The following is a 13,790-nucleotide window of genomic DNA, read 5'->3' as shown; positions in this document are numbered from 1 at the left end:
GCCCGGAGCCGATCACCGCGCTCATCACCGGCAACAACCGCATCACCCTCGCGGCACTCTTCGCGGTCCGGGACCTGCACGCCGACCTCTCGCTCGTCGGCTACGACGACTTCGAGCTCGCCGAGCTCATCGACCCGCCCGTGACGGTGGTCCACCAGGACCCGGCCGCCATGGGCCAGAAGGCGGCCCAGCAGCTGTTCGCCCGGCTGCTCGGCGACGAGTCCCCACCGCAGACCGTCGTCATGCCGACGCGTCTGATCGTCCGCGCGTCCGGCGTCCGCCGCGACGGCAACCGAGGAACCCACCGATGACCACCACCCAGCACCTCCGGCCGAGGCACCTGCCCGTCAACACGCCGCACCGGTTCTACCGCGGCGGCGAGCGCATCCTCGCCTTCCGTCGTCTCCCCGTGCCCGACGGCTTCGACGGCCACCGCCCGGAGGACTGGCTGGCCTCGACGACGCGCCTGTTCGCCGAGGGTGGCGGCGGCGTCACGCGGCTCGACGACGGCGCCGACCTGCCGAGCCTGCTCGAGGCCGACCCGCAGGAGTGGCTCGGCGCGGGGCACGTGGCGGCGTACGGCGTCGTCCCCGGCCTGCTGACCAAGCTGCTCGACAGCGGGGAGCGCCTGCCGGTCCACTCGCACCCGGACCGCGCCTTCGCCAAGGCCCACCTGCACTGCGACAACGGCAAGACCGAGGCCTGGATCGTCCTCGACTCCCAGCCCGGGGCCCGCGTGTGGCTCGGGTTCCGCGACGAGGTCTCCCCCGAGCGGCTCGCCGAGCTCGTCGAGGCCCAGGACGAGCAGCTGCTGGCCGCCCTCAACCCGCTCGAGGTGCGCCGCGGCGACGCGATCCTCGTGCCCGCGGGGCAGCCGCACGTCATCGGCGAGGGCGTCCTCGTCCTCGAGCTGCAGGAACCCACCGACCTGTCGGTCATGCTCGAGCACGAACGCTTCGGCCTCGAGGAGGAGCACGCCTTCCTCGGCCTCGAGCGCGGGCTCGCGCTGCAGAGCGTCGACCGGGGGCCCCTGGGCCCCGAGGCCCTCGCCGGCCTGCGACGACGGTGGTCCGACGTGGCCGGCGCCGGCGGCGCGCTCCCCGAGCAGGCCGACACCTTCTTCCGGGCGCAGGTCGTCCGGCCGACCGGCTCCGAGCCGGTCACCGTCGAGGCGGCGTTCGCCGTCACCGTCGTCGTCGACGGCCACGGGACCCTCGTGACCGGCGCCGACGACGGCGGCGGCGCATCGATGGACATCAGCAGGGGAGATGTCCTCCTCGTCCCCCACGGCGCGGGCCGCGTCCGCGTCGAGGGTGACGTCACCGTCATCCGGTGCATGCCGCCGGACGGCACTCCCGCCGCCTGACCGCGGCACCACAACGGGCCGGACCCGGAGGGGGCACCGGCAACGTACCGAGCGTCCGGACCACCAACCGGTCGGGGCGTCGGAACCAACAAGGAGGATCAATGCGCAACAGGGCTGTTGCAGCCGTCGCGATGGCGGGGGTCATGGCCGTCGCCCTCGCCGCCTGCGGGTCGGGCGCGACGAACGACACCGGCGGCGCCGGGTCCGGCGGTGGCGGCGCGAGCACGTCGCTCGCGACCAAGGCCGGCGGTGCCGGAGGTGACGTCGGCGTGTTCACGTGGTGGGCGGCCGGCTCGGAGAAGAAGGGTCTCGACGCGCTCGAGGCGCTCTTCAAGGAGAAGTACCCCAACGACAAGTTCGTCAACCTGGCCGTCGCCGGTGGCGCGGGCTCGAACGCGAAGGCCAAGCTCGCGTCCGACCTGCAGAACAACCAGCCACCGGACTCGTTCCAGGGCCACGCCGGCGCCGAGCTGGCCGACTACATCGACGCCGACCAGATCGAGCCGGTCAACGACGTCATCACGGCGCTCGGTGGCGAGTCGGTCTTCCCGAAGAACCTGCTCGACCGGCTCACTGTCGACGGCAAGATCTACTCCGTGCCCTCGAACATCCACCGGGCCAACGTCGTGTGGGCCAACGTCGCGGTGCTGAAGAAGGCCGGCGTCAACCAGCCGCCGAAGGACATCAAGTCCTGGATCGCCGACATGGACAAGGTCAAGGCCTCGGGCGTCTCGACGCCGCTGTCGGTCTCGGGCACGTGGACCCAGGTCCAGCTGTTCGAGAACGTCCTCATCGCCGACCTCGGCGCGGACAAGTACAACGGCCTGTTCACCGGCGACACCAAGTGGGACTCGGCGGAGGTCAAGGCGGCAGCGGCCGACTACAAGAAGCTGCTGACGTACACGAACACGGCCTCCGACGGTGACGACTGGCCGGTCGCGACCGACATGGTCATCGACGGCAAGGCCGCCTACAACGTCATGGGCGACTGGGCCGTGGCGGAGTTCGCGGACAAGGGCAAGAAGCAGGACCAGGACTGGACGTGGTTCCCGACCCCGGGCACCGACGGCGTCTTCGACTTCCTCGCCGACTCCTTCACGCTCCCCAAGGGCGCGAAGAACCCCGGCGGCACGAAGGACTGGCTCATGCTCATCGGCTCGGCCGAGGGCCAGAAGGCCTTCAACCTGGCCAAGGGCTCGATCCCGGCGCGCACCGACGTGCCCAAGGACGGCTTCCCGCCGTACCAGCAGGCCGCGATGGACGCCTTCAAGTCCAACACCATCGTCTCGTCGATCGCGCACGGCGCCGCCGTGTCGCTCGCGTGGAACGCGGACATCAGCACCGCGATCAGCAAGTTCTACGGGAGCCGGGACGACGCGACCCTCGTGAGCGACCTGGCGGCCGCCGCGAAGAAGAACCTCGGCTGACGCCGCACCCGTGCTCGTCGGCTGACGCCGGTGCGGCCGGCGCGGGTCGCCCTCCCCTCGGGGCGGGTGCCCGCGCCGGCCGGCCGGCCACCTCCAGCGCCCTACCCTTCCCAGCAAGGACCTTCCATGCGCAAGACCAAGGACTGGCTGCCGGGGTTCCTCCTCGTGCTGCCGTCGATCATCCTCGTCGGGGTCTTCGTCTACTGGCTCATCGGTCGCAACGTCGCGACGTCGCTGGACCGGACGGTGACCCGAGCCAGCAAGCGCGTCACCAACCCGGGTGGCCTCGAGAACTACTCGAAGCTGCTCGGCAGTGACGACTACAAGCACGCCCTGTTCAACCTGCTCGTCCTGACCGTCGTCTTCGTCGCCGGCACCATGCTCTTCGGCCTCCTGTGGGCCGTGCTCCTCGAGAAGGGTGTGCGCGCCGAGGGCATCTTCCGGTCGGTGTACCTGCTGCCGATGGCGATCTCGTTCATCGCGGCCGGCGTCGTGTGGCGCTGGCTGCTCTCGCCCGGCAAGGGCGACCAGGCCGTGGGCCTCAACCAGCTGCTCGCGATGCTCGGGCTCGAACGGTTCCAGAGCGCGTGGTGGCAGTCCTCCAGCGCGTTCTCGATGGCGGCGATGGCGATCCCGGCCATCTGGCAGCTGTCCGGGTACGTCATGGCCCTGTTCCTCGCCGGCTTCCGCGGCATCAGCGAGGACCAGCGCGAGGCCGCCCGCATCGACGGCGCCAGCGAGTGGAAGCTCTACCGCCACGTGCTGTTCCCGCAGCTGTCGCCGATCGCGCTGTCGGCGCTCATCATCATCGGCCACATGTCGATGAAGATGTTCGACCTCATCTACGCCATCGCGGGCCAGAACTCGTACAAGGCCTCGGTGCCGGCCACGATGATGTGGACCCAGATGTTCCAGCAGAACAACCCGACCGCCGCCGCGGTCAACGCCACGATCCTGCTGCTGCTCGTCGCCGTCGTCGTCGTGCCCTACCTCATCTACACGAACAAGACGGAGAAGGAGACGCGGGGATGACCGCCACGACGAACGAGATCGCGCCGGCCCCTCCCGGCGCACGCGGTGGCACCGTCGGTGAACCCATCCCGTCACGACGCTCGACGGGCCGGGCGCCCGGGACCGAGGGCACGGCGTGGGGGCGGACCGTCCGCTACGGCCTGCTGCTGCTGTTCCTCATCGCGATCCTGCTGCCGCTGTACGTGCTGCTCGTCACGAGCTTCAAGCGCAGCGCGGACGTCACGGCCAGCCAGGCGTGGTCGCTGCCGACGACCCTGTCGGTCGAGGGCTGGTCCTCGGCGTGGGCGGCCCTGTCGCCGCCGCTGTTCCGCTCCGTCATCCTCGCCGTGTCGGTCGCCGTGCTGTCCTCGGCCCTCGGCTCGGTCAACGGGTTCGTCTTCTCCAAGTGGCGCTTCCCGGGTGCGACCGTCGTCTTCACGCTGTTCCTGTTCGGGATGTTCATCCCCTACCAGGCGGTCATGATCCCGCTGCAGGGCATGCTCCTCGACGTGCAGGCCACGCCGGGCTTCTCCTGGTTCGACGGCATCGCCAAGCTCATCGCGGTCCACGTCATCTTCGGCATCCCGATCTGCACGCTCATCTTCCGCAACTACTACGCGACGGCCCTGCCGAGCGAGATCCTCGAGGCGGCCAAGGTCGACGGCGCGGGCCTGTTCCGCACGTTCTTCTCGGTCGTCCTGCCGATCTCGGTGCCCGGCTTCGTCGTGACCATGATCTGGCAGTTCACCTCGGCGTGGAACGACTTCCTCTTCGCGCTGTTCCTCACCAACCGCAACAACGGCCCGGTGACCTACGCGCTCAACGAGCTCGCCGGTGGCCAGAACCCGAGCTACCCGCAGATCATGGCCGGCGTGCTCCTCGCGTCGCTGCCCACCCTGCTCGTCTACATCCTGCTCGGCCGGTACTTCATCGGCGGCCTCATGAGCGGCTCGGTCAAGTAGGAGCACCGCCGTCCCCCGACCCGGCGAGAACGGCGCGGCCCCCGAGGGGACCGCGCCGTTCGACGTCCGTAACGGGCGTGCCCGGCGTGCCGCGTGCGCGTCAGTCCTTGGTGCGGCGGGCGTAGGCGCGGATCGCGAGGGGCGCGACGACGGCCGTGATGAGCAGTGACCACCCGACCGACACGACGACGGCGTGCTGCAGGGGCCACGACGCGCTCGGCGGCGCCGGCGGGACGTTGCCCCACAGCTCGCGCATCGCCTGCACGAGCGAGCTGATCGGGTTCCACTCGGCCACCGAGCGAAGCCACGGCACCATCGCCTCGGTCGGGGCGAAGGTGTTGGCGAGGAACGTGATCGGGAACATCGTCGTGAACATGAGGCCGTTGACGGCCTCGACCGAGCGCATCGCCGAGCCGACGAGGATGCCGATCCAGATCATCGAGAACCCGAAGAGCAGCAGCAGCGCGAAGGCGAGCACGGCGTGCCCCACCCCGTCGCGGATGCGCCAGCCGATGACGAGCCCCGTCATCGACATGACGAAGATGCCGATGCTCGAGTGGATGATGCCGTAGACGCTGCGCCCGACGAGCACCGAGGCGCGTGAGATCGGCAGCGACCGGAACCGGTCGATGATGCCCTTCTCGAGGTCCATGTTGAGGCCGTTGGCGACGATGAACGAGGAGAAGGCCATCGTCTGCGCCATGATCCCGGGCAGCAGCCACTCGCGGTAGGACCCGCTGTCGGTGCGGATCGAGCCGCCGAAGACGAACGCGAACAGCACGACGAACATGATCGGCTGGATCGTGACGTCGGTGAGCATCTCGGGCTGGCGCCTCGTGTGCTTGAGGTTGCGCCAGACCATCATCCGGACCTGGTGCGCGAGGCCGGGCGGATGCAGCCGCGGCACGGCCGCCCGGGAGGGCAGGGTCGTCGTCGTGGTGGTGGACGACTGGGTCACAGCGGTTCCCCCTTCTCGGCGGTCGGGCCGCCGTCGGCGTCGGCATCGGCGTCGGCGTCCTGCTCGGCGCGATGGCCGGTGAGGCGCAGGAAGACGTCGTCGAGGCTCGGGCGCTTGAGACCGAGGTCGTCGAGGACGATCTGGCTGCGGTCGAACAAGGCCGCGACCCGCGTCATGTCGGCCAGGCCCTCGGCCGGTGCCGTGAGCTGCCGCGCGGCGGCGTCGACGTGCACCTCGCTGACGTGCGAGGCGAGCAGGGCGCGTGCCTCCTCGAGCTGGTCGGCGTGCGACACGGTCAGGACGATGGCCGCCTGGCCGGACTGGTCCTTGAGCTCGAGCGGCGTGCCCTCGGCGATGACGCGGCCGTGGTCGATGACCACGATGCGGTCGGCGAGCTGGTCGGCCTCCTCGAGGTACTGGGTGGTGAGCAGCAGCGTCGTGCCGTCGGCGACGAGGCCGCGCAGGACCTCCCACAGCTCGACGCGGCTGCGCGGGTCGAGGCCGGTCGTGGGCTCGTCCAGGAAGAGCACCGGCGGCGCGGCGATGAGGCTGACGGCGAGGTCGAGGCGGCGTCGCATGCCGCCGCTGTACTCCTTGACGACCTTGTCGCCGGCGTCGGAGAGCGAGAACCGCTCGAGCAGCTCGTCGGACAGGCGCCGCACGTCCGGGCGGCCGAGGCCGTAGAGCGAACCGATGAGCCGCAGGTTCTCGCGGCCGGTCAGCATCTCGTCGACGGTGGCGGCCTGGCCGGTCAGGCCCATGCTGCGGCGGACGGCCTCGGGCTCGGTGCGCACGTCGTGGCCGGCGACCCGGGCCGTGCCGCTCGTCGGGGCGGTCAGGGTCGTCATCATGCGGACCGTGGTGGTCTTGCCGGCCCCGTTGGGGCCGAGCAGACCCAGGACGGTGCCCTGCGGAACGGTGAAGGAGACGTCGTCGACGGCGGTCATGTCGTCGAAGCGCTTGACGAGGTGCTCGGCCTCGATGGCCGGAGCCCCGCTGTGGTGAGAATGACGAGGTGGACGGTCGGTGTCGGCGAGGGTCATGTGAGGGGCTCCCGAGTGGTTGGTGACGGGACCGACGGTAGGCCCCGACACCGACAGCCTAGGGCGGGAGTGGACGGCGTCAACATGTTTCCTGCCGACCGCTGCCCACCCCTGCCGACCGCCGTTTCGCCGTAGGCGTACGTCGAGCGCTCGGTCCCGGGCGGCTGCGGATGCGACGCTGGCAGCAGGCGTCGCCGCCACGGCACCGACGACAGGAGACCGCGATGACCACACGACCCGGACGACCCGCACGGCCCGTCGCCGGCGCCCGTCCCAGCGACGCGGCCACCACCGGCCCCGGCCGGCCCCGCCCACGTCGCCGCACGCCCCTGCTGCGCGACGTCTACGGCGGCCTCATCCGCGGCCTGCGCCTCCGGCAGGGTCGGACCCTGGCCGAGGTGGCGGGTGAGGCCGGCATCTCGGTCGCCTACCTCTCCGAGGTCGAGCGCGGCCTCAAGGAACCGTCCTCGGAGGTCCTCGACGCCGTGTGCCGCGCCCTCGGCTCGAGCATCACCCACCTCATCGGGGCGGCGCACCGACAGCTGCTCGACCTCACCGCCGAGACGACCGTGGCGCCGGTCCTCGACCTCACCAACCGCATCGAGCACCAGCGCGCCGACGCCGCGCCGCTGGCGCCGGCGCGTCCCCCGGCCAGCGGCACCCGGGCCTCGTTCGTCCTCGCGTCCTGAGCCCGGGCGCGGCCGGCCCGCTCGCCGGTCGGGTCAGCCCGCCGGTGCCAGGCGGGCCTCCTCGGCCCGTTCGACGACGCCGTCGACGAGGCCGAACTCGACGGCCTCGGTCGCGGTGAGCACCTTGTCGCGGTCGGTGTCGACGCGCAGCTGCTCGACGGACCGGCCGGTGTGCCGGCTCAGCACGTCCTCCACCTGCGAGCGGACGCGGAGCAGCTCGTCGGCCTGCAGCGCGAGGTCGCTGACCGTCCCCTGCCCCCCGGCGGAGGGCTGGTGCAGCAGGACCCTCGAGTGCTTGAGGGCGAACCGGCGACCCGGCTCGCCCGCGGCGAGGAGGACGGCCGCCGCCGAGGCGGCCTGGCCGAGGCAGTACGTCGCGACCGGCGTCGGCACGAACTGCATCGTGTCGTAGATGGCCATGAGCGAGGTGAACGAGCCCCCGGGGCTGTTGATGTAGAGCGCGGTCTCGCGCTCGGGGGCGACGTCCGCGAGGTGGAGCAGCTGGGCCATGACGACGTTGGCGACGCCGTCGTCGATCTCGGTGCCCACGAAGATGATCCGCTCCTGGAGCAGCCGGCTGTAGATGTCGAAGCTGCGCTCGCCGGCCGGGGTGCGCTCGACGACGTAGGGGATCGTGTAGCTGCTCATCGCAGGCCCACCTTCCGCTCCACGCCCTGGGGCCGGACGTCGGACAGCGACGCGACGACGTGGTCGACGATGCCGTACGCGGCGGCCTCCTCGGCGCTGAACCACCGGTCGCGCTCGCTGTCGTGGGTGATCTGCTCGACGCTCTGGCCGGTGTGCTCGGCCTGCAGCTCGTTGACGCGGCGCTTGACGGCCTTGAGGTTGTTGGCCTGCACGTCGACGTCGGCCGCGGTGCCCTGGATGCCGGCCGACGGCTGGTGCATCATGACCCGCGCGTTGGGCAGCGCGAACCGCTTGCCGGGAGTCCCGGCCCCCAGCAGGAACTGCCCCATCGACGCGGCGAACCCGAGGGCGAGGGTGGACACGTCGTTGGGGATCACGCGCATCGTGTCGTAGATCGCCAGGCCGGCCGTGACCGAACCCCCGGGACTGTTGATGTAGAGGCTGATGTCGGCGCGTGGGTCGCGGGCGGACAGGAGCAGGAGCTGGGCCGTGATCCGGTTGGCGATGGGGTCGTCGACCTCCGCCCCGAGGACGATGATCCGCTGGTGGAGCAGCTGCATCGACAGCTGGTCGTCCAGGGCTGCTGGTGCGAGTGTGTCGGTCATGCCACCAGCGTGGGCCCCGTCGCCGCGGACTGCGGCACGACTCTGCCGCAGGCGGATTCGCCTGCGGCAGAGCGGCGCGGTCATCGCACGAGGAACGCGAGCAACGCCTCGTTGAACTCCTGCGCGTGGCTGGTGTTGAAGCCGTGCGGCGCGTCCGGCACCGCGATGAGGGTCGAGTGCGGGATCGCGGCCGCCGTCCGCCGGCCGGACCCGCCGAACGGGACGGTCGCGTCACCCTCGCCGTGCAGGACGAGCGTCGGCACGGTGACGGCGGCGAGGTCCGGGCGGAAGTCGGTCGTGGCCCAGGCCCGCATCGCCTCGAGGGCGCCGTGCTCGTCCGAGAGCCGGCACTGGTCGAGCGCGGTCCGGAGCACGTCCTCGCCCACGGTGAGCTCGCCGTCGACGGAGAAGAAGCCGGTCATGAACGTCCGGAAGAACGCGTCGCGGTCGCGCTGGTACCCCTCCTCGAGCTCGGCCGCCAGGTCGCGGGTCAGCGGCCCGTCGGGGTTGTCCGGTCCCCGCAGGAGGTAGGGCGTGACGGCGGCGGCGAGGACGACGCTCTGCACGCGCTCGGTCCCGTGGCGCGAGAGGTAGCGAGCCACCTCGCCGCCGCCCATCGAGAACCCGACGAGCGTCACGTCCCGCAGGTCGAGGGCCTCCAGGACGCCGTGGAGGTCGTCGGCGAAGGTGTCGTAGTCGTAGCCACCGCGCGGCTTGTCGCTGCGGCCGAAGCCCCTGCGGTCGTACGCGACGACGCGGAACCCGGCTCCCGTCAGGGCCGGCACCTGCTCGGACCACGAGTCCGCGTCGAGCGGCCAGCCGTGGAGCAGGACGACGGGTCGGCCGTCGCCGTCGGAGTCCTGCACGTGCAGCCTCGCGTCGCCGGCCGGCCCGGTCCCGGTGGCGTCGGTCATGGTGCTCCTTCGGTCCGGACGGGTGCCTCCGACGTGGTTCGTACCCACTCGTGCACCGGAGACGTGGGGCCGCGACCGACGCGACGGTAGGTTTCGGTCCATGGAAGCCGACGTCGTCGTCGTGGGAGCCGGCCTGGCCGGCCTCGTCACCACCGCGGAGCTCGCGAGGGCGGGCAAGCGGGTGGTCCTGGTGGACCAGGAGGGCGAGCAGTCCCTCGGGGGCCAGGCCTTCTGGAGCTTCGGGGGCCTGTTCCTCGTCGACTCGCCGGAGCAACGCCGCCTGGGCATCAAGGACGGCCTCGAGCTCGCGACGCAGGACTGGATGGGGTCGGCCCAGTTCGACCGCGACGAGGACTTCTGGCCGCGCAAGTGGGCCGAGGCGTACCTGCACTTCGCCGCCGGCGAGAAGCGGTCGTGGCTGCACGACCTCGGCCACCGCCTCTTCCCCGTCGTCGGCTGGGCCGAGCGTGGTGACGGCCGGGCCGAGGGCCACGGCAACTCGGTCCCCCGCTTCCACGTCACGTGGGGCACCGGCCCCGGCGTCGTCGAGCCGTTCGAGCGCGGGGTGCGGGCCGGGGTCGCGGCCGGGCGCGTCACGCTGGCCTTCCGGCACCGCGTCGACGAGCTCGTCTCGTCCGGTGGGGTCGTGTCCGGCGTCCGCGGGGCCGTCCTCGCCCCGGACGACGCGCCGCGCGGGCGGCCGACGAACCGCGACGTCGTCGGCGAGTTCGAGATCACCGCCCAGGCGGTCGTCGTGACGAGCGGGGGCATCGGCGGCGACCACGACCTCGTCCGCAAGGCCTGGCCCGAGCGCCTGGGTGCCCCGCCGCGGCACATGGTGGCCGGCGTCCCGGCGCACGTCGACGGCCGGATGCTCGGCATCACTGAGGCGGCCGGCGGCCGCGTCATCAACCCGGACCGGATGTGGCACTACACCGAGGGCCTGCGCAACTGGGACCCGATCTGGGACGACCACGGCATCCGGGTCCTGCCCGGGCCCTCCTCCCTCTGGCTGGACGCGACCGGTCGACGGTTCCCGGCGCCGTACTTCCCCGGCTTCGACACGCTCGGCACGCTCGGCCACATCATGCGCTCGGGGCACGACTACTCGTGGTTCGTCCTGACCCAGAAGATCATCGAGAAGGAGTTCGCCCTGTCCGGCTCCGAGCAGAACCCCGACCTCACGGGCAAGGACGTCCGTCAGGTGCTCGGACGCGTCCGCGCCGGGGCGCCGGGGCCGGTCGAGGCGTTCAAGCGGCACGGCGAGGACTTCGTCGTGGCCGACACCCTCGGTGAGCTCGTCCGTGGCATGAACGCCCTGACCGGCGAGGACCTCGTCGACGAGGACCGGTTGCGAGCCACCGTCGTCGCCCGCGACAACGAGGTCACCAACGACTTCGGCAAGGACGCCCAGGTCACGGCGATCCGGGGCGCGCGCCGCTACCGCGGCGACCGGCTGATCCGCGTTGCGACGCCGCACCGGATCCTCGACCCGAAGGCGGGCCCGCTCATCGCCGTGCGGCTCAACATCCTGACGCGCAAGACCCTCGGCGGGCTCGAGACCGACCTGGCCGGACGGGTCATGCGCGCCGGCGGGGAGCCGCTTCCCGGCGTCTACGCCGCCGGCGAGGTGGCCGGCTTCGGTGGGGGCGGGATGCACGGGTACAACTCGCTCGAGGGCACGTTCCTCGGGGGCTGCCTCTTCAGCGGGCGCACCGTCGGACGCTCCGTCGCCGCGGCCCTCTGAGCCGCGGACGCCGCTGGCCCAAAGCGACCCCAGCCCTTATCTTTAGCCCGTGAACCCAGTGCAGGCATCTCCCGGCTCGCAGGCCTCACTGCGAGAAGCCAACCGCCTGCGCGTCCTCGAGGCGCTGCGCGACCACGGTGCGATGACGCAGGTCGAGATCGCCGGGTCGACGGGGCTGTCGCCGGCCACCGTCTCGAACATGGTCAAGGAGCTGGACGCCGCGGGGGCCGTCGAGCTGGCCCCGAGCATCCGCAACGGCCGCCGCGCCGTCCTCGTCTCGCTCGCGACCGGCAACACGCTGCTCGCGGGCATCGCCTTCGGCGACCGCGACGTGCGGGTCGCCGTGGCCACCGGACCCCGCGACGTCGTCGGTCGCCAGCGCATGCCGCTGCCGTCGAACCACAAGGCCGACGAGGGCATGGAGCGCGCCTCCCGCCTCCTTGCCGACCTCGTCGAGAAGGCCGGCAAGACGATGCCGGACATCAGGGCGGTGGGCGTCGGCATCCCGGCGCCCGTCGACAGCGTCACGGGTCAGGTCGGGTCCGAGAGCATCCTGCCGGGGTGGCGCGGCGTCGAGGTCGCGGACGAGATGAGCGGTCGCATCGGGGCGCCCGTGTCGGTCGACAACACGGCCAACCTCGGTGCCCTCGGTGAGCTGAGATGCGGTGCGCTGCAAGGGGTTTCGGACGGCGTGTTCATCAAGCTGTCGTACGGCGTGGGAGCCGGCCTCGTGCTCGGCGGCGACCTCTTCCGCGGGCACGCAGGCACGGCGGGCGAGATCGGCCACCTCACGATCGACGAGAACGGTCCGATCTGCCGGTGCGGCAACCGCGGCTGCCTCGAGACGTTCATCGGGTCGGCGGCGCTCACGGAGGCCCTGGCCGCCTCGCACGGGCGGCTGACCCTGCGCGACCTCGTGGCCCGGGCGATCGACGGCGACCCGGGCTGCCGTCGCGTCCTCGACGACGCCGGTCGGCACCTCGGGGTGGCGGTGGCGGGCCTCGTCAACCTGCTCAACCCTCAGGTCATCGTGCTCGGTGGCCAGCTCTCGGCGGTCGGGAACCTCATCGCCGAGCCGATGCGTCGGGAGGTCGAGCGCAGTGCCATCCCGAGCGCGGCGGCCTCGCTCGAGGTGCGCCGCTCGGAGCTCGACACCGATGCCGACGTCGTCGGCGCCATCGTCGCAGCGGAGACGCTGCTGGCGTCCCGCCAGGGACTCTTGGTCACAATTACGTCCACGCCTTGAATTCAAGGCTTGACGTCAACCGGGTCGCCACGCTGTACTCGTGTCCGGCCGCACCATGGAGGTTGCCGGCGCAAGAACAAGGGAGTTCCACAAGATGCGTGCTCGCTCGACCCGTCTGGCCGGCCTCGTCCTCGCCGCCGGCCTCGGCATCACCTCGCTCGCCGCGTGCGGCGGCTCCGGCAGCGGCTCGAACGCCGGCAGCAGCGGCGGGGCCGCCGGCAGCGGTGGCGGTGGCGGGAAGAAGATCGCCCTGCTGCTGCCCGAGTCCAAGACCACCCGTTACGAGACCTTCGACCGGCCGCTCTTCGAGGCCGCCGTCAAGGCGTCGTGCGCGGACTGCCAGGTCATCTACAGCAACGCCGACCAGGACGCGAGCAAGCAGCAGCAGCAGGCCGAGGCCGCGCTGACGCAGGGCGCCTCGGTCCTCGTGCTCGACCCCGTCGACGGCAAGGCCGCGGCGTCCGTCGTCGCCAGCGCCAAGAGCAGCGGCGTCCCCGTCGTCGCCTACGACCGGTTCATCGACGGCGCCGACTACTACGTCTCGTTCGACAACGAGACCGTCGGCAAGCTGCAGGCCCAGACCCTCGTCGACCTGGTCAAGAAGGGCGGCAAGACCACCGGTGACCTCGTCATGATCAACGGATCGCCGACCGACCCCAACGCCGCCGACTTCAAGAAGGGCGCCCACAGCGTCATCGACGGCAGCGGCTTCAAGGTCGCCGCCGAGTACGACACCCCGGACTGGAGCCCCGACAAGGCCCAGCAGTGGATGGAGGGGCAGATCGCCGCGGTCAAGGGCAGCCTCGTCGGGGTCTACGCGGCCAACGACGGTACCGCCGGCGGCGCCATCGCGGCCCTCAAGGGTGGCGGCGTCAACCCGCTGCCGCCGGTGACCGGCCAGGACTCCGAGCTCGCCGCCATCCAGCGCATCCTGTCCGGCGACCAGGCCATGACGATCTACAAGCCGATCAAGCCCGAGGCCGAGGCCGCCGCCAAGGCCGCCCTCGCCCTGGCCGCCAAGGAGACGCCGGAGAAGTCCGGCGACTTCAAGGGCATCGCGGCCACGATCCTCGACCCGATCGCCGTCACCAAGGACAAGATCAAGGACACCGTCGTCAAGGACGGCATCTACAAGACCTGTCTCTTATACACATCTGACGCTGCCGACGACGGA

General features: G+C 71.5%; 14 protein-coding genes. 9 read left to right on the top strand and 5 right to left on the bottom strand.

Features of this window, described 5'->3' with window-relative positions; all coding sequences use genetic code 11:
• The 5 genes from ACPYOM_RS16065 to ACPYOM_RS16045 form a co-directional block, all read left to right on the top strand.
• Positions 1-311 (top strand): substrate-binding domain-containing protein (locus ACPYOM_RS16065; protein WP_481346727.1); only part of this gene is annotated, 311 nt, incomplete at its 5' end.
• On the top strand, positions 308-1,366 hold the full coding sequence (locus tag ACPYOM_RS16060; RefSeq protein ID WP_481346726.1) for a class I mannose-6-phosphate isomerase: 1,059 nt from the start codon (positions 308-310) through the stop codon (positions 1,364-1,366). The genes ACPYOM_RS16065 and ACPYOM_RS16060, both read left to right, overlap by 4 nt.
• A gap of 101 nt (positions 1,367-1,467) precedes the next feature.
• Positions 1,468-2,793, top strand: coding sequence for an ABC transporter substrate-binding protein (locus ACPYOM_RS16055; protein ID WP_481338968.1), 1,326 nt, complete (start codon positions 1,468-1,470; stop codon positions 2,791-2,793).
• A gap of 126 nt (positions 2,794-2,919) precedes the next feature.
• Entirely contained in the window at positions 2,920-3,825 is a 906-nt protein-coding gene (locus ACPYOM_RS16050; protein ID WP_481338970.1) for a carbohydrate ABC transporter permease, read from the top strand.
• The gene (locus ACPYOM_RS16045; protein WP_481338972.1) at positions 3,822-4,766 is read left to right on the top strand and encodes a carbohydrate ABC transporter permease; all 945 of its coding nucleotides are present in this window, start codon (positions 3,822-3,824) and stop codon (positions 4,764-4,766) included. The genes ACPYOM_RS16050 and ACPYOM_RS16045 overlap by 4 nt, the downstream gene beginning before the upstream one ends.
• 100 nt (positions 4,767-4,866) lie before the next feature.
• Here ACPYOM_RS16045 and ACPYOM_RS16040 read toward each other — a convergent pair whose 3' ends face one another.
• Positions 4,867-5,724 carry an ABC transporter permease gene (locus ACPYOM_RS16040; protein WP_481338974.1) on the bottom strand — a complete coding sequence of 286 codons (858 nt, stop codon included), beginning with the start codon at positions 5,722-5,724 and terminating at the stop codon, positions 4,867-4,869.
• Positions 5,721-6,767, bottom strand: coding sequence for an ATP-binding cassette domain-containing protein (locus ACPYOM_RS16035; RefSeq protein ID WP_481346725.1), 1,047 nt, complete (start codon positions 6,765-6,767; stop codon positions 5,721-5,723). The genes ACPYOM_RS16040 and ACPYOM_RS16035 overlap by 4 nt, the downstream gene beginning before the upstream one ends.
• Before the next feature lie 224 nt (positions 6,768-6,991).
• Between ACPYOM_RS16035 and ACPYOM_RS16030 the strand changes: the two genes are divergently transcribed.
• Complete coding sequence (locus ACPYOM_RS16030) at positions 6,992-7,456, top strand: helix-turn-helix domain-containing protein (protein WP_481346724.1); 465 nt, start codon at positions 6,992-6,994, stop codon at positions 7,454-7,456.
• Positions 7,457-7,489: 33 nt separating this feature from the next.
• On the opposite strand, the gene ACPYOM_RS16025 is transcribed toward ACPYOM_RS16030, so the two are convergent.
• From ACPYOM_RS16025 to ACPYOM_RS16015, 3 genes are all read right to left on the bottom strand, one after another.
• Complete coding sequence (locus ACPYOM_RS16025; protein ID WP_481338980.1) at positions 7,490-8,104, bottom strand: ClpP family protease; 615 nt, start codon at positions 8,102-8,104, stop codon at positions 7,490-7,492.
• Positions 8,101-8,709, bottom strand: a complete 609-nt coding sequence (locus ACPYOM_RS16020) for an ATP-dependent Clp protease proteolytic subunit (RefSeq protein WP_481346723.1) — start codon at positions 8,707-8,709, stop codon at positions 8,101-8,103. Before ACPYOM_RS16020 ends, ACPYOM_RS16025 begins: the two co-directional genes overlap by 4 nt.
• 80 nt (positions 8,710-8,789) lie before the next feature.
• Positions 8,790-9,623, bottom strand: coding sequence for an alpha/beta fold hydrolase (locus ACPYOM_RS16015; RefSeq protein ID WP_481346722.1), 834 nt, complete (start codon positions 9,621-9,623; stop codon positions 8,790-8,792).
• Positions 9,624-9,723: 100 nt separating this feature from the next.
• Here ACPYOM_RS16015 and ACPYOM_RS16010 point away from each other — a divergent pair, with 100 nt between their 5' ends.
• From ACPYOM_RS16010 to ACPYOM_RS16000, 3 genes are all read left to right on the top strand, one after another.
• Positions 9,724-11,370 carry an FAD-binding dehydrogenase gene (locus ACPYOM_RS16010; RefSeq protein WP_481346721.1) on the top strand — a complete coding sequence of 549 codons (1,647 nt, stop codon included), beginning with the start codon at positions 9,724-9,726 and terminating at the stop codon, positions 11,368-11,370.
• Positions 11,371-11,419: 49 nt separating this feature from the next.
• On the top strand, positions 11,420-12,616 hold the full coding sequence (locus ACPYOM_RS16005; RefSeq protein ID WP_481346720.1) for an ROK family transcriptional regulator: 1,197 nt from the start codon (positions 11,420-11,422) through the stop codon (positions 12,614-12,616).
• 40 nt (positions 12,617-12,656) lie between these two features.
• Positions 12,657-13,790 (top strand): ABC transporter substrate-binding protein (locus ACPYOM_RS16000; RefSeq protein WP_481346719.1); only part of this gene is annotated, 1,134 nt, incomplete at its 3' end.

It is taken from the genome of Monashia sp. HAY1-2A, assembly GCF_056755315.1.
Note: the sequence above shows the minus strand (reverse complement) of the source record. Positions and strands in the feature narration are given on the sequence as shown.